We start from the raw sequence: 14358 nt of genomic DNA, 5'->3' as shown, positions 1-14358 counted from the left end.
CGACAGTCGACCAAGCTCAACCGCAGGTCAACGACTTGGCGATCGTGGTCCGCTAGGCGGGGACGACCGCCTCGACCCCGAACTGCAGGCTGGCCAAACGGGCGTAGAGGCCGCCCTTGGCGAACAGCTCGGCGTGAGCGCCCTGCTCGACGACGCGGCCGTTCTCCATGACCACGATCCGATCGGCCTTCAGCACCGTGGCCAGGCGGTGGGCGATGACCAGGGTGGTGCGGCCTTGCATGGCGGCGGCCAGAGCCTGCTGGACCAGGCGCTCGCTCTCGGCGTCGAGGGCGCTGGTGGCCTCGTCCAGCAGCAGGATCGGCGCCTCGCGGACCAGGGCCCGAGCGATGGCCAGGCGCTGGCGCTGGCCGCCCGACAGGGTCTTGGCGCGCTCGCCGACCGGAGTGTCGAACCCTTGCGGCAACGCGGAGAGGAAGCCAGCCGCCTGGGCGGCTTCGGCGGCGGCGCGCAGCTCGGCCTCGGTGGCGTCCTCGCGGCCGAAACGGATGTTGTCGAAGGCCGAGCCCGAGAACAGCGGCGAGTCCTGGGCGACCAGGGCCATGCGGGCGCGGACCTCGGCGGGCTCGGCGTCGCGCAGATCAACGCCGTCCAGGCGGATGGCGCCGCTGGTCGGGTCGTAGAAGCGCAGCAGCAGCCGCAGCACGGTGCTCTTGCCGGCGCCCGAGGGGCCGACCAGGGCCACGGTCTCGCCGGGCTTCACGGTAAGATCGAAGCCGTTCAGGGCCGGCAGGTCGGGACGGCCGGGATAGGCGAAGACCACGTTCTCGAACGCGATCGCGCCCCGCGCGGGGACCGGCAGGATCGTGGGCGCCGGCGGCGCGGCGATGTCGGGCCTGGCGTTCAGCAGGTCGGAAATGCGATCCATCGCGCCCGAGGCCTTCTGCACGTCACCCCAGACCTCGCCCAGGGCGCCGATCGAGCCGGCCGCCATCACCGCCAGCATGGCGAACTGGGCCAGGGTGCCGCCGGTCATCTGGCCGGCGATGACCAGGCGCGCGCCCGTCCAAAGCAGAAGCGTGATGCCGCCGAAGGCCAGGGTGATGACCACGGCGGTCATGGCGGCCCGCGTGGTGATCCGGCGAACCGAAGCCTTGTAGGCCGCTTCCACGGCGCCGCCGAAGCGACCAGCCGAGGCCCGCTCGCGACCGAACGCCTGCACCGTCTCGAGCGCGTCCAGGCTCTCGCCCGCATAGCCCACGGCGTCGGCGAACTTGTCCTGGGCGCTGACCGTCAGCTTGCGCACGCGACGGCCGATCAGGAACATCGGGGCCAGGATCACCGGCACCATCAGGACGATGAACCCCGCCAGGCGGGGCGAGACCACCGCCATGTAGCCGAGACCGCCGACCAGGCTGAGGATGTTGCGCAGGGCCACCGAGGCCGAGACCCCGACCAGCTGCTCGATCAGCGAGACGTCGGTGGTCAGACGCGACAGCACCTCGCCGGTGCGCGTCTTCAGGAAGTACTGCTGGTCCAGCGTCAGGGTATGGCCGTAGAGCGCGCGGCGCAGGTCGGCCACGACCCGCTCGCCCAGGCGGGTGATGAAGAAGAACCGGCAGGCCGTCGCGATCGCCAGCACCAGGGCCACGGCGCCCAGGCCCACGAACGCGCTGTTGATAGCCGCCGCCTGGCCCTTGGCGAATCCGTGGTCGATCACGCCCTTGAAGGCCGCCGTCAGCCCCAGGGTCGCGCCGGTCGAGAACAGCAGGAAGAAGCCGGCGGCCAGGCCATCGCCCTTGTGCGCGGCCACGAACGGCAACAGATGGGCCAGCGGGCGGATGTCCTTGCGGCGGGGTCGCCGGGCCTTGGCCTCGGCCATGCTCTGGACCAGTTCGGCCCCGGCGCCGGGGCGACCCTCGATCTTTTGCTCGCCCGCATTCACGTCGGTCATCAACAGTCCCTTGCCAAAATCGCGCGGGTTCTTTATAGCCGCGCGTCTTCGAGGGCCACCCCGCACGTGCGCGGGCGACTCTCATCCACCATTCTCAGTCGCCGCCGTAGTCGGTCCGGATCGCCGCCATGAAACAAGACATTCACCCCGACTATCACTTCATCACCGTCACCATGACCGACGGCTCGAGCTATCAAACGCGCTCGACCTACGGCAAGGAAGGCGCTGTTCTGGCGCTTGACATCGATCCGCGCACCCATCCGGCGTGGACCGGCGGCAACGCCCACATGCTGGACCGCGGCGGCCGCGTCTCGCGCTTCAACGCCAAGTTCGCCGGTTTCACCGGCAAGAAGTAAGAAGCTTCACGCTTCTCGCCGTAAGGGCGACGAAAAGCCGGCTCCGCGATCGCGGGCCGGCTTTTTCTGTGTCTGGACCTCAGAAAGCGCCCGGACGTCTTCAGTCCTCGTCCGGCTCGTACGGATCGTCCCCTCGATCCCGCATCAGGTCGGTCGCGACGAAGTCCATGGCGTCCTCGGCCTCCGCGAAGCTCAGCTCCGAGACCGTCTGGTCGCGCACCGACACCCCGGCCTTGTGGGTGCTGTCCGGATCGCCGGTGATCAGCGGATGCCAGCGCGGCAGGTCCTTGCCCTCGTGCAGCCGGCGATAGGCGCAGGACGGCGGCATCCACTCCAGCTCCTCGATATTGTAGGGCGTCAGCTTGATGCAGTCCGGCACCGTCTTCTTGCGGTTCGGATAGTCCTTGCATTGGCAGCGGTGCTCGTCGAACAGCTGGCAGTGCACCCGCGTGGGGATGATTTCGCCGGTGTCTTCGTCTTCGAAGCGAACGAGGCAGCAGAGACCGCAGCCGTCGCATAGGCTCTCCCATTCGGGGACGGTCATCTCGGAGAGCGTCTTCGTCTCCCAGAAAGGTTTGCGTGGCGTCATGGCGTCGTCCTAAACCCGATTTACCTGGCGACCAAACAGAGCCTGACGCGAACCGTGAACGACTGGACGCTTCCGCCCTACAAGTTCGATGACAAGGATCCGTCCAAACGTGGGCGCGAGCCCGCCGCCGGCGCGTCCTCTGGCGCGTCTCCGCCCGGCCACGATCCGTGGGCGCCCGAGCCGCCACTGCAGGACCCGTTCCGCCTTTCGCCGCCCGCTGCGGCCGCGCCGCCCCCTCCTCCGCCCCCACCCGAGGAGCCGTTCCGCGCGGATCTCAAGCACCACGCCGCCCGGAAGAAGGCCCGCAAGTGGGGCTGGATCTGGGGCGTGCTGCTGGTCACGCTGCTGGTCGGCGTGCTCACCGCCGGCGGCGGGGCGGCCTATGTTTGGTTCAAATATCTGAAGGACGCGCCACAACTGCCCTCCCGCGACGCGCTGTTCGCGGTCAATCGCGCGCCCGGCATCCGCTTCGAGGACCGCAACGGCCAGGTGATCGCCACGCGCGGACCGCGCTATGGCCAGCGCATCACCCTGGGCGCGGTGCCCAACTACGTCCCCCTGGCTTTCCTGGCGGCCGAGGACCGGCGCTTCTACAAGCACGGGGCGATCGACGCCCAGGGCATCGCCCGCGCCGCCTGGGTCAACTGGCGCGGCGGCCGCACCAAGCAAGGCGCCTCGACCCTGACCCAGCAGCTGGCCAAGGGCCTGTTCCTGACCCCGGACCGGGTGGTCAAGCGCAAGCTGCAGGAGATGCTGCTGGCCTGGAAGCTGGAGCAGGTCCTGAGCAAGGACGAGATCCTCGAGCTCTATCTGAACCGCATCTATTTCGGGGCCGGCACCTACGGCGTCGACGGCGCGGCCCAGACCTATTTCGGCAAGCCCGCCAGCCAACTGACCCTGTCGGAATCGGCCCTGCTGGCCAGCCTGCCCAAAGCCCCCTCGCGCCTGGCCCTGACCAACGACATGGAACGCGCGCTGGCGCGGTCTCGCCTGATCCTGGCCAACATGCGCAAGGAAGGCTGGATCACCGCCGAGCAGGAGAGCCGCGCGCTGGACGACACCCCGCGCCTGTCGCCGCTGGCCCTGCAGGACGAGGGCGACTACGGCTGGGTGCTGGACTACGCCACCACCGAGGCGGTCAAGATCGCCGGCCAGAACGCGCCGGACCTGGTCGTCCGCCTGACCATCGATCCGGTCCTGCAGCACGAGGGCGCCGAGGTCGTGCGCCAGACCATGGCCACCGAGAGCGAACGGTCGGGCGCCAACCAGGCGGCCCTGCTGTCGCTGTCCGCCGACGGGGCCATCCGCGCCATGGTCGGCGGCACGGACTATAGCGACAGCCCCTTCAACCGCGCGGTCCAGGCTCGCCGCCAGCCCGGCTCGACCTTCAAGCCGTTCATCTACGCCGCCGCCGTCGAGAAGGGCGTGCTGCCGACCGACATCCGCGTCGACGAACCGGTCAAGTTCGGCGACTGGAGCCCGGAGAACTACAGCGGCGGCTATCGCGGTCCGATGACCGTCGAGCAGGCTCTGGTCACCTCGACCAACACCATCGCCGTGAAGCTGGGCAAGGAAGCCGGCGGCCCGGCGATCGGCGACCTGGTCCGCCGCTTCGGCATCACCAGCCTGCCGCCCGCGCCCGACCTGTCAGTGGCCCTGGGCTCCTATGGGGTGAGCCTGCTGCAGATGACCTCGGGCTTCCAGGTCTTCCAGCAAGGCGGCGTGCGGCTGGAGCCCTATGTCATCGAGTCGATCACCACCCAGGGCGGCCAGCCCGTCTTCGCCCACCAGCCTCCGGCCGGCGAGCGCCGCGTCTACGACATCGGCCACGCCAGTATCATGGTGAAGATGATGAAGAAGGTGGTCACCGACGGCACCGCCAAGCGCGCCGCCTTCGGTCGTCCGGCGGCGGGCAAGACCGGCACCAGCCAGAACTGGCGCGACGCCTGGTTCGTCGGCTTCACGCCCGACTACGTGACCGGCGTCTGGGTCGGCAACGACGACGAGAAGCCGATGAACAAGGTGGTCGGCGGCGACATCCCGGCCAGCATCTGGCGGCGCTTCATGATGACCGCCCACCAGACCCTGGCGGTCCGCGACTTCCAGTGGCTGCTGCCCGACCCCGCGCCGCAAACCGAGCCGGACCCGCGCAACGGCTATTACGAGACCCTGTCGGCCGAGTTCGCCCGCGCGGCGTCGGAGCTGGACGACGCGGCCAACGCCGCGCCGCCGGAGCCGGTCCCGGGCCAGCCGGCGCAGGAGAATTTGCCGTACTAGGCAGTTCGCTAGCCCCCCTGTGTCATCCCGGAAGCCTCGCAGAGGCTATCCGGGACCCAGGGGCCAAGCCCGATGCGTTGGCCCTTGGTCCCGGCTCTTCGCTGCGCTACGGCCGGGATGACAGGTGTTTTTCGAGACTACCGATACCCCGTCAGCGACGTCGGACGATCTTGCACCCGCGTCGCCCACGTTTTGTTCGGCGTCGCGCTCATCGTGAAGACCAGCTCGCCGCCGGCCGTGATCTCGTCGTGCTTCAGATAGGCCCGGGTCAGCGGCTTGCCGTTCAGGGTGACCTTGGCGACGTAGGGCTTGGTGTCCGCCATCCCCTCGGCCCGCACGGTGAAGCGTTTGCCGTTCGGCAGGTTCAGCGCCGCCTTGTCCACGAACGGCCGGCCGATGGCGTATTCGTTCGAGGCCGGGGTCACGGGAAAAAGCCGAGCGACGTGAACATCAGCCAGGCCGACATCTGGCCAAGGTCGTCATTGCCCGACAGGCCGTCGGGTGTCGGCTTGTACTGGCTCTTGATGATCTGGGTTAGGCGGGCCTGGGTGCGCCACGGCGCGCCGGCATAGTCGTACATATAGGCCACGTGGTGGCTGGGCTCGTTGCCGTGGATGTACTGGCCGATCAGGCCGGCGATGTCCTCGGCGTGCGAGTAGTCGATCTTCGAATTGTCGAAGTCGAACATGGCGTCCAGCTTCTTGACCGTCGCCGCGTCGCCGCCCAGCGTCTTGACGATCCCGCCCAGGTCCTGCGGCGCGAACCAGGAATATTGCCAGGCGTTGCCCTCGGTATAGTCCGAGCCATAGTTGATGGCGGTCGGGTTGAACGGCTCGCGATAGGTCCCGTCGCTCTTGCGGGCCCGCAGGAAGCCGGTCTTCGTATCGAAGCTGTTGCGCCAGTAGCTGGCCCGCTTCTCGAAGGTCGCCGCCACGTCGGCCTGCCCCATGTCCTTGGCCATGCGGGCGATGGTCCAGTCGTCAAAGGCGTATTCGACCGTCTTGGACGCGGCCTCGGGCTCCTTGTCGATCGGCGCATAGCCCAGCTTCATGTAGTCGCCGAGGCCGCCATAGGGGGCGTAGGTCGCGCTCTTGACCATGGCGTCCAGCGCCGCCTTGCCGTCGTAGCCGCGGATGCCCTTCATCCAGGCGTCGGCGATGACCGGCACCGCGTGGTAGCCGATCATCGTCCAGGTCTCCTGGCCGTGGAACTGCCAGACCGGCAGGATGCCGTAGGGGCTCTGGCGCTGCGAGGCGATCAGCGAATTGACCACGTCGTTGGTAAATTCCGAAGGCTGCACCAGGGTCAGTAGCGGATGCTCGGCCCTGAAGGTGTCCCACAGCGAGAAGGTCGAGTGGAAGGTGAACGACCGGCCGTCCAGCTTGCCCTCGTGCACCTGATCGTCGGGGCCGCGATAGCGTCCGTCGGCGTCGGCATAGACGCTGGGGGCCAGCAGGGTGTGATAGAGGGCCGTGTAGAGGGTTTTCCGCATCGGGGCCGGGGCCTCGATGTCGACGGCTCCCAGGGCCTTCTCCCAGGCCGCCTTGGCGCGGGTCCGCTGGGCGTCGAAGTCGAAGCCGGGTTCGTCGCTGGCCAGGTTGGCGATCGCCCCGTCCTCGCTGACCGACGACAGCGCCACCTTGGCCGTTAGCGGTCCGTCGATCTGGCCGAAGTCGAACACCCCGACCAGGGCGCGGCCCTGGATCTGTGCGCGATCTTCCGGCGTGCGCCCCGGCTGGGTGAAGCCCTTGTAGGGCACGTCGGTCTCACGGTTGTGGAAGGCCTGGCCGACCAGCGGCTTGTCGAAGCGGATGGCGAAGAACAGCTTGCGGCCGGGCGCCCAGCCGCGCGTCTCGCGATAGCCGGTGATCGTCCCGTCCGGCGCCACGCGCAGCCGCGACCACAGCACCTTGCCCGGATAGTTGTAGATCGAGGTCCGTAGGTCGATCAGCACCTGAGCCCGCTGGCCCTTCGGATAGGTGTAGCGGTGCAGACCCGTGCGCAGGCCCGCCGTCAGCTCGGCCCGCACCTGGCTGTCGCTGAGGGTGACGGCGTAGTAGCCGGGCTGGGCGATCTCGGTGTCGTGGCTGTAGCGCGAGCGATAGCCCGAGCCGGGCTTGTCGGCCTCGCCGGGCTCCAACTTGGCCTCGCCGCTGACCGGGGCCAACAGGATGTCGCCGAGATCCGAATGGCCCGCGCCCGAGAAGTGCGTGTGCGAGAAGCCCAGGATGGTCGGGTCGCCGAACCGGTAGCCGGCGGCGCGGGCGTAGCTCTGCTTGAACGGCAGGATTTCGGTGTCGGGGCTCAGTTGCACCATGCCGAACGGGACCACCGCGCCGGGAAAGGTATGACCGTCGCCGCCCGTGCCGATGAAGGGATCGACGGCCTCGTAGGCGCTCGGGGTCTGGGCGTCCGCCGCCCCCGCCACGATCGAGAGGCTAGCGGTCAGGGCAAGGGCGAGACGCATTCGGAAACTCCGCAACTTGAGCGGAGGGCACCGTAGCAGCGCATTTGAACCTGTCATCCCGGCCAAGCGCGAAGCGCGCCGAGCCGGGGACCGCCGGATGCTCCGCGCCTGTTGCGGTCCCGGGTCTACCCCCGGCTTTCGCCGGGGTACGGCCGGGATGACAGCGGAAGCAGCGCCCGCTCCACCGCCGCCATCGCGTGCAGGGTCGTGGTGTCGAACACCGGGACCGGGCTGTCGGCCTGGCCGATCAACAACATGATCTCGGTGCAGCCCAGGATCACCGCCTGCGCTCCGCGCGCCACCAGCCGTTCGATCACCGCCTTGTAGGCTTCGCGGGACGCGTCCAGCACCTGCCCGGCGACCAGCTCCTCGTAGATGATCCGGTGAACCACGGCGCGGTCGTCGGGGTCCGGCGTCAGCACGGTCAGGCCATGCTTCTTCTCCAGCCGGCCGCGATAGAAGTCGTGCTCCATGGTGAAGGCCGTGCCCAGCAAACCCACCGTGGTCAGCCCCGCCGCCTTGATGGCCTCGCCAGTCGGGTCGGCGATGTGCAGCAGCGGGATATGGACCGCCGCCTCGATGGCGTCGGCCTCGCGGTGCATGGTGTTGGTGCAGAGCACCAGGAAATCGGCGCCGCCCGCCTCCAGCGCCCGCGCCGCGTCCGCCAGGCGCCGCGACAGCTCGGGCCAGCGGCCGGCGTGCTGCAGATGCTCGATCTCGGCGAAGTCGAACGACCACATCAGGGTCCGCGCCGAGGCGACCCCGCCCACGCGATCGCGTACGGCCTCGTTGATCAGCCGGTAGTACTGGGCCGAGCTCTCCCAGCTCATGCCGCCGATCAATCCGATGAGCGCCTGTTCCGTCATGGCCGTTTCGCGTCCGATGCCTATCTAAGCTTCGCCTAAAGAACTCGAGGGAGAGACGCCATGGAAACCGTGACCCACAATCCGACCGAGGGCGTCTACGCCGCGACCGACGACTACGTCCACGCCCTTGAGGTGCGCAATCCCCAGCGCTTCCTCTACGTGGCCGGGACCATGGGGCTGGAAAACAACGGCGAGCCAGGCGCGACGCTCGAGCGCCAGCTCGAGCTGCTCTGGGACAACCTGCGCGCCATCCTGAAGAGCGCCGACATGACCGTCGACAACATCGTGCGCCTGACCAGCTATCTGCGCGACGCCGCCTATGTCGAGGCCAACGGCGCCGCGCGGGTCAAGGCGCTGGGCGACCGCCGCATCCCGACCACCGCCATCATCGTCCAGACCTTGTCGGAAGACTGGCTGGTCGAACTGGAGATCGTCGCGGCGGCGTAGGGGGCGACTCCAGGACTTCCTATCCCGTGTCATCCCGGCCGAAGCGCAGCGTAGAGCCGGGACCCAGGGGCGGCCGGCACGGCATCCACGCATCCCCTGGGTCCCGGATAGCCTCTACGAGGCTTCCGGGATGACACCAATTGTAGCGTTGATCGCTCAATGCCCTCTACAGCACCTCCCGCCGCGCCAGGTGAACCATGGCCGCGACCAGCGCGAGCAATCCTAGCCCGCCGCCCAGGGCCAGAGCCGTCTCGACCCGCCAGGCTTCCTTGGCCAGCATGTTGACCGGCATCTGCCAGGGGAAGAACACGCCCTCCTTGGCCGAGGTCGCCACGACCGAGAAGAAGGTCCCGCCGATGCCCAGCGCTAGGGCCGGCACGAAGCTGGCGAAGCGCAGGGCGGTCCACAGCTGGATGGCGATCAGCAGGGTCGCGGCGGTCGTCACCTTCAGGTTCAGCACCAGCATGCGCGCCACATCGATCGTCCCGGTCGGCATGACGGCCGGCTTGATCGCCGCCGCCGCCGAGACCGACGCCCAACTCAGCAGGAGGTTCAGGCCGCTCATGATCGTCACCACGGCGATGACGCAGATCGCCTTGGCGGCATAGATCTTCCAGCGCGGGACCGGCAGCGCCCGCAGGTGATCCCAGGCGCGCGGGCCATGCTCCATATGCGCGACCAGGGCCGTCAGGGCCGTGACGCTCATCGGCAGCATGAAGAAGGCCCAGGCGGTGGTCGAGCCTTGCAGGAACATGTCCCACTTCCCGGCTCGACTGCCGCGCAGCACCAGGAAGAACAGGAAGGCGGCGATCAGCGACGGCGCGGCCACGGCCAGAAGGGCGGCCAACGATCGGTTCAGCTTGCGGACTTCGACGGACAGGACAGCGAGCATCAGGCGGCTTCCGGTTGGGTTTGAGCGGTTTCGGGGTCGGGGATGGCGACGCGGCGGTAGATGTCCTCCAGCGACCGGTCGCGCGGTCCGATGGCGAAGACGGGGACGCCCGCCTGGACCAGGACGCGGGTGAGGGTGGCGGCGGCTTGGTCGACGTCGTCGCCGACGCGCAGCGGCGCGGTCAGACCCGTCTCGGTCCGGGCGGCGATCAGGTCGTGGCCGGCCAGGAGCGCGACGGCGCGGACGTCGTCGCCGGTGCGCAGCACGATCTCAGGCGGGAGATCCGCCTTCAGGCGGGCCAGTTCGCCTTCCAGAACCAGGCGACCGTCATTGACGACGCCGACGTGTGTCGCCGCTTGCTCGATCTCGCCCAGCAGGTGGCTGGACAGCAGCACGGTGGCGCCGGTGCGCTCGGGCAGGCGCTTCAGGAACCGGCGCATGTCGGCGATGCCGTCGGGATCGAGGCCGTTGGTCGGCTCGTCCAGCACCAGCACCGGCGGCGCGCCCAGCATGGCCCGCGCCAAGCCCAGGCGCTGGCGCATGCCCAGCGAATAGCCGGCGACCTTGCGTCCGGCGTCGGCCCGCATCTCGACCACCTCCAGCACCCGATCGATCTCGGTGGCGGGAACGCCCAGCAGGGTCGTGGTCAAGGCCAGGTTCTCGGCGCCGGTCAGGTTGCCGTAGAAGCCGTGCGCCTCCAGCAGAGCCCCGACCTTGCGCGCCGCGCGAATCCGATCGCGAGTGACGTCCAGGCCGCTGACCCGCGCCACGCCGGCGGTCGGCCGGATCAAGCCCAGCACCATCTTCAAGGTCGTGGTCTTGCCCGCGCCGTTGCGGCCCAAGAAGCCGTACACGGCGCGCTCGGGCACGGCCATGGACACGTCGTCGACCGCCCGGCGGGCGCCGAAGCGTCGGGTCAGGCCTTCGGTCTCGATGGCGGCGGGCATGATCGAAGCCTCTTCGTTTAACTCGCAATTAAAGTTGCGAAGTGATCGTCTTTAAGTCAAGATTAAAGATGAGACAGGTTGGAAGCCCGCCATGAACGCCATCGACGCCCAGAAATTCCGCCGCATGTGCGGCCAGTTCCGCTGGCTGGCCGTGTTCATGGTCGTCAGCGTTGGCCTGCTGCTGGCGCTGATGGCCTGGATCGCGCCGCTGCTGCTCATGGCGCTGCACCGGCCATCGGCGCCGTCTCCCACTCGGATACTGGCCGTGACGATCCAGTACGCGCCGGCCGCCTGCTACCTGTTCGGGGTGTGGTCGATCGGCCAGGCGCTGGGCGAGGTCGCGAAAGGCCGACTGATCCAAGCCGCCCTGCCCTCGGCCCTGCGCCGCGTCGGCCTGGCCCTGGGAGTCGGCGGCGTGGCCAGCGTCTTCGTGGTCATCAACCTGATGCGGCTGGTCGGCGCGGACAAGCGCAGCTATCTGAACTTCGACGTGGCCGGCATGACCCTCGGCATGATCGGCGGCGCCCTGTTCCTGCTGGGCCGCGTCATGGACCAGGCGCTGGCGGCCCAGGCTGAACTCGACGAGATGATCTGATGCCCGTTCGCGTGACCCTGGACGCCCTGATCGTCGCCAAGGGTCTGAAAGCCCGCGACCTCGCGGCCGAGGTCGGTCTCAGCGAGACCCAGCTGTCGCTGTTCCGCTCGGGCAAGGTAAAGGGCATCCGCTTCCGCACCCTGGCCCGCCTGTGCGCCGCCCTGGACTGCCGGCCGGGCGACCTGCTGGACTACGACTTCGACGCCAGCGACCTGACGACGCCGGACGAGGGGGACTGAGCCGCCCATCACCCCAATCCGCCGTCATTCCCGCCCTTGTGGCGGGAACCTCTCTGTCGGCCGCAGGTGCAGGAGGAGCGGACTGCTGAGCAGTCCGCTTGCGCCTCACGTATCAGCTGAAACAGGGGTTCCCGCCACAAGGGCGGGAATGACGGCGCTAAGGATGGAGGCCGGCGGCGTTGTCGCCGCCGACCGCGCTAGTCCTTCAACGACCGCAGCCGGTTCACATGCCCCATCTTCCGCCCCGGACGGGCTTCGCCCTTGCCGTAGAGGTGGACGCGGGTCTCGGGTTCGGCGGCCAGCTTCTTCCAGGCGTCGACGTCCGCGCCCAGCAGGTTGGTCATCTCGACATGGGCGTGGGGCTGGGTCGGGCCCAGGGGCCAGCCGGCGACGGCGCGGATATGCTGCTCGAACTGGTCGACCTCGCAGCCATCCTGGGTCCAGTGACCGGTGTTGTGGACGCGCGGGGCGAACTCGTTGACCAGCAGCTTGCCGCCGGCCAGCTCGAACAGCTCGACCCCGATCACGCCGACATAGTCGAGCGCCGTCAGGATCTTGATGGCGATGGCCTCGGCCTGGTCGCGGGTGGCCGGCGTGACCTTGGCGGGCGCGGAGGTGCGCTTGAGCACGCCGCTCTCGTGGTGGTTTTCCGACAACGGATAGCAGGCGATCTCGCCGTCGCGGCTCCGCGCGGCGATCACCGACAGCTCGCGGCCGAAGTCGGCGGGCGCTTCGAGGATGGCGTTCTGCCGGCCGATCCGGTCGAACGCGGCCCCTGCGTCGGTCGCCTTCTGGATCCAGGCCTGGCCCTTGCCGTCATAGCCCTCGCGGCGGGTCTTCAGCAGCGACGGCGCGCCGATCTTGGCCAGCGCCTCGGCCAGGCTGTCAGCGTCGTGGACGGCGGCGAAGGCCACGGTCGGCACGCCGATCTCGGCCAGGAAGCTCTTCTCGACCACCCGGTCCTGGGCGGCGGCCAGGGCCTTGGCGCCGGGCGAGACGACCGCGCCTAGCGACGCGAGCTCGGCGACCGTGTCGGCCGGGACGTTCTCGAACTCGTAGGTGACGACGTCGCAGGCCTCGGCCAGGCGCTTCAGGGCCCAGCGGTCGTCATAGGGCGCGACGATCTGGCGGGCGGCGACCCGGCCGGCGGGCGAGCTCTCCTCGGGGTCCAGGATCACCACGTCGAAGCCCAGCCGCGCGGCGGCCAGGGCCAGCATCCGGCCCAGCTGCCCCCCGCCGAGGATGCCGATGGTCGAGCCGGGGACGAGGGGGAACGAAGCCATGGAGATCAGTCCTCGACGCTCTCGGCGACGCTGTCGGTCTGGGCGGCGCGGAAAGCGGCCAGTCGCTGGGCCAGGGCGCTGTCAGACAGGGCCAGGATCTGGGCGGCCAGCAGGCCGGCGTTCTTGGCCCCGGCCTCGCCGATCGCCAGGGTCGCCACGGGGATCCCGCCCGGCATCTGGACGATCGACAGCAGGCTGTCCAGGCCGCTCAGCGCCTTGGACTGCACCGGCACGCCCAGCACCGGCAGATTGGTCATCGAGGCCGCCATGCCCGGCAGGTGCGCCGCCCCACCGGCCCCGGCGATGATCACCTTGTAGCCAGCGTCCTGCGCGCCCGTGGCGAAGTCGAACAGGCGCTGGGGCGTGCGGTGGGCCGAGATGACCTTGGCTTCGTAGGCGACGCTTAGGGCTTCCAGCGCGTCGGCCGCACCCTTCATGGTCGGCCAGTCCGAACGGCTGCCCATGATGATGGCGACTGGAGGCGTGGTGGTCGAGGCCATGGCGTCGTCCCTTGCGGCGGCGGCGGAAGCGCCCCGTATGCCTCTCAGCCCTATCCGCGCAAGTCCAAAACGACAGAGATCGCCTCCGGGGCGAGCATGCGACCACCGGTCCCTGCGGCTTATCGGCGCCCCCGATTGAAACGAACGGCGTTCCCGTTAACCTTGTTGGAGCTGTGCCATAACGATTCCCGTGACGTGATGAAGATTTCCGGCGCCCGGACCGAACCTTTCGCCGCTATCCGTAAGCGCGCGCTCGCCCGCGCGGGCGCTCAGGTCGTGGCGCGTGAAGTCACCGCGCCCGACAGCGCCGCCTTCCTGGGACTCAGCGAAGCCGACATGACCCCCAAGGTGGTCGAGGCCCTGCAGACCCTGATGACCGAGATCGAGGATCTGCGGAGCGAGGTTTCGGTCCTGAAGCTGCGCCTGAACGAGGCCCAGGGTCTGGCCGACATGGACGTGCTGACCCCGGTGCTGAACCGCCGGGCCTTTCTGCGCGAGATGAAGCGGGTCGCCGCCTTCGCCCAGCGCTACGGCTCGCCGGCCAGCGTGGTGTTCTTCGACCTGGACAACTTCAAGAACGTCAACGACCGCTTCGGCCACGCCGCCGGCGACGAAGCTCTAAAGGCCGTCGCCAAGCGCCTGCTGGGCAATGTCCGCGAGAGCGACGTGGTCGGCCGCATGGGCGGCGACGAGTTCGCCGTATTGCTGGCCCAGGCCGACAAGGAAACCGCCCTGGCCAAGGCCCAGACCCTGGCCGACGCCGTGCGCTCGACCCCGGTCGAATTCGGCGAATGGTCGGCCCCGCTGCATATCTCGTATGGCGTGCGTGAAATCGAGGCCGGCGCGGACCCGGAAGTCGCCCTGGCCGAGGCCGACGCGGCGATGTTCGTCCGGAAGCGCAAAACGGCGGTTTAGCAACCCGCGGTCATGCGACCTTATCGCACGGCGACTCCGACCGGCTCCGTGCGTTAACACGTCTTCATAGTCT

Annotated in this window: 13 protein-coding genes and 2 pseudogenes; 7 read left to right on the top strand and 8 right to left on the bottom strand. The window is 68.9% G+C overall.

The window, feature by feature from the left end; translation table 11 throughout:
• Positions 1-52: 52 nt before the first annotated feature.
• Positions 53-1915, bottom strand: a complete 1863-nt coding sequence (locus ABIC66_RS18105; protein WP_354071809.1) for an ABC transporter transmembrane domain-containing protein — start codon at positions 1913-1915, stop codon at positions 53-55.
• A gap of 125 nt (positions 1916-2040) precedes the next feature.
• Between ABIC66_RS18105 and rpmE the strand changes: the two genes are divergently transcribed.
• On the top strand, positions 2041-2268 hold the full coding sequence (gene rpmE / locus ABIC66_RS18100) for a 50S ribosomal protein L31 (protein WP_354071807.1): 228 nt from the start codon (positions 2041-2043) through the stop codon (positions 2266-2268).
• Between the two features lie 100 nt (positions 2269-2368).
• Here the strand turns inward: rpmE and ABIC66_RS18095 are convergent, their stop codons facing one another.
• The gene (locus ABIC66_RS18095; protein ID WP_354071805.1) at positions 2369-2857 is read right to left on the bottom strand and encodes a YcgN family cysteine cluster protein; all 489 of its coding nucleotides are present in this window, start codon (positions 2855-2857) and stop codon (positions 2369-2371) included.
• 54 nt (positions 2858-2911) lie between these two features.
• Here ABIC66_RS18095 and pbpC point away from each other — a divergent pair, with 54 nt between their 5' ends.
• A complete protein-coding gene (gene pbpC, locus ABIC66_RS18090; RefSeq protein ID WP_354071803.1) occupies positions 2912-5134 on the top strand; it encodes a multimodular transpeptidase-transglycosylase PbpC in 2223 nt (740 codons plus the stop codon).
• A 137-nt stretch (positions 5135-5271) separates the two neighbouring features.
• Here the strand turns inward: pbpC and ABIC66_RS18085 are convergent.
• Positions 5272-7601, bottom strand: a pseudogene (locus tag ABIC66_RS18085) (GH92 family glycosyl hydrolase).
• A gap of 125 nt (positions 7602-7726) precedes the next feature.
• Complete coding sequence (locus ABIC66_RS18080) at positions 7727-8467, bottom strand: aspartate/glutamate racemase family protein (protein ID WP_354071801.1); 741 nt, start codon at positions 8465-8467, stop codon at positions 7727-7729.
• A 60-nt stretch (positions 8468-8527) separates the two neighbouring features.
• On the opposite strand from ABIC66_RS18080, the gene ABIC66_RS18075 reads away from it, so the two are divergent.
• Together ABIC66_RS18075 and ABIC66_RS18070 are read left to right on the top strand one after the other, a co-directional pair.
• Complete coding sequence (locus tag ABIC66_RS18075; RefSeq protein ID WP_354071799.1) at positions 8528-8914, top strand: RidA family protein; 387 nt, start codon at positions 8528-8530, stop codon at positions 8912-8914.
• Between the two features lie 21 nt (positions 8915-8935).
• A pseudogene (locus ABIC66_RS18070) lies at positions 8936-9022 on the top strand (hypothetical protein); the annotation flags it as partial.
• A 58-nt stretch (positions 9023-9080) separates the two neighbouring features.
• Here the strand turns inward: ABIC66_RS18070 and ABIC66_RS18065 are convergent.
• Complete coding sequence (locus tag ABIC66_RS18065; protein WP_354071797.1) at positions 9081-9806, bottom strand: ABC transporter permease; 726 nt, start codon at positions 9804-9806, stop codon at positions 9081-9083.
• The gene (locus ABIC66_RS18060; RefSeq protein ID WP_354071796.1) at positions 9806-10753 is read right to left on the bottom strand and encodes an ABC transporter ATP-binding protein; all 948 of its coding nucleotides are present in this window, start codon (positions 10751-10753) and stop codon (positions 9806-9808) included. Before ABIC66_RS18060 ends, ABIC66_RS18065 begins: the two co-directional genes overlap by 1 nt.
• 91 nt (positions 10754-10844) lie before the next feature.
• On the opposite strand from ABIC66_RS18060, the gene ABIC66_RS18055 reads away from it, so the two are divergent.
• Together ABIC66_RS18055 and ABIC66_RS18050 are read left to right on the top strand one after the other, a co-directional pair.
• The gene (locus ABIC66_RS18055) at positions 10845-11348 is read left to right on the top strand and encodes a DUF2975 domain-containing protein (protein ID WP_354071794.1); all 504 of its coding nucleotides are present in this window, start codon (positions 10845-10847) and stop codon (positions 11346-11348) included.
• Positions 11348-11587: a helix-turn-helix domain-containing protein gene (locus tag ABIC66_RS18050; protein ID WP_354071792.1), complete on the top strand. Its 240-nt coding sequence runs from the start codon at positions 11348-11350 to the stop codon at positions 11585-11587. Before ABIC66_RS18055 ends, ABIC66_RS18050 begins: the two co-directional genes overlap by 1 nt.
• A gap of 197 nt (positions 11588-11784) precedes the next feature.
• On the opposite strand, the gene ABIC66_RS18040 is transcribed toward ABIC66_RS18050, so the two are convergent.
• Positions 11785-12870 (bottom strand): 5-(carboxyamino)imidazole ribonucleotide synthase, encoded by a 1086-nt coding sequence (locus ABIC66_RS18040; RefSeq protein ID WP_354071790.1) that lies wholly within the window; start codon positions 12868-12870, stop codon positions 11785-11787.
• A 5-nt stretch (positions 12871-12875) separates the two neighbouring features.
• Positions 12876-13370, bottom strand: a complete 495-nt coding sequence (purE, locus tag ABIC66_RS18035; RefSeq protein WP_354071788.1) for a 5-(carboxyamino)imidazole ribonucleotide mutase — start codon at positions 13368-13370, stop codon at positions 12876-12878.
• 198 nt (positions 13371-13568) lie between these two features.
• Between purE and ABIC66_RS18030 the strand changes: the two genes are divergently transcribed.
• A complete protein-coding gene (locus ABIC66_RS18030) occupies positions 13569-14285 on the top strand; it encodes a GGDEF domain-containing protein (protein WP_354072009.1) in 717 nt (238 codons plus the stop codon).
• Positions 14286-14358: the final 73 nt, after the last annotated feature.

The organism is Caulobacter sp. 1776 (assembly GCF_040545685.1).
Taxonomy (GTDB): domain Bacteria; phylum Pseudomonadota; class Alphaproteobacteria; order Caulobacterales; family Caulobacteraceae; genus Caulobacter.
The sequence above is the reverse complement of the archived record's forward strand: the minus strand, read 5'-3'. Positions and strand labels throughout refer to the sequence as shown.

Coding starts and splice junctions, on each gene's coding strand:
- rpmE (WP_354071807.1), top strand. CDS start 2,041: ATGAAACAAGACATTCACCCCGACTATCACTTCATCACCGTCACCATG.
- ABIC66_RS18030 (WP_354072009.1), top strand. CDS start 13,569: ATGAAGATTTCCGGCGCCCGGACCGAACCTTTCGCCGCTATCCGTAAG.
- ABIC66_RS18065 (WP_354071797.1), bottom strand. CDS start 9,806: ATGCTCGCTGTCCTGTCCGTCGAAGTCCGCAAGCTGAACCGATCGTTG.
- ABIC66_RS18060 (WP_354071796.1), bottom strand. CDS start 10,753: ATGCCCGCCGCCATCGAGACCGAAGGCCTGACCCGACGCTTCGGCGCC.
- ABIC66_RS18050 (WP_354071792.1), top strand. CDS start 11,348: ATGCCCGTTCGCGTGACCCTGGACGCCCTGATCGTCGCCAAGGGTCTG.
- ABIC66_RS18095 (WP_354071805.1), bottom strand. CDS start 2,857: ATGACGCCACGCAAACCTTTCTGGGAGACGAAGACGCTCTCCGAGATG.
- ABIC66_RS18055 (WP_354071794.1), top strand. CDS start 10,845: ATGAACGCCATCGACGCCCAGAAATTCCGCCGCATGTGCGGCCAGTTC.
- ABIC66_RS18075 (WP_354071799.1), top strand. CDS start 8,528: ATGGAAACCGTGACCCACAATCCGACCGAGGGCGTCTACGCCGCGACC.
- ABIC66_RS18080 (WP_354071801.1), bottom strand. CDS start 8,467: ATGACGGAACAGGCGCTCATCGGATTGATCGGCGGCATGAGCTGGGAG.
- ABIC66_RS18040 (WP_354071790.1), bottom strand. CDS start 12,870: ATGGCTTCGTTCCCCCTCGTCCCCGGCTCGACCATCGGCATCCTCGGC.
- purE (WP_354071788.1), bottom strand. CDS start 13,370: ATGGCCTCGACCACCACGCCTCCAGTCGCCATCATCATGGGCAGCCGT.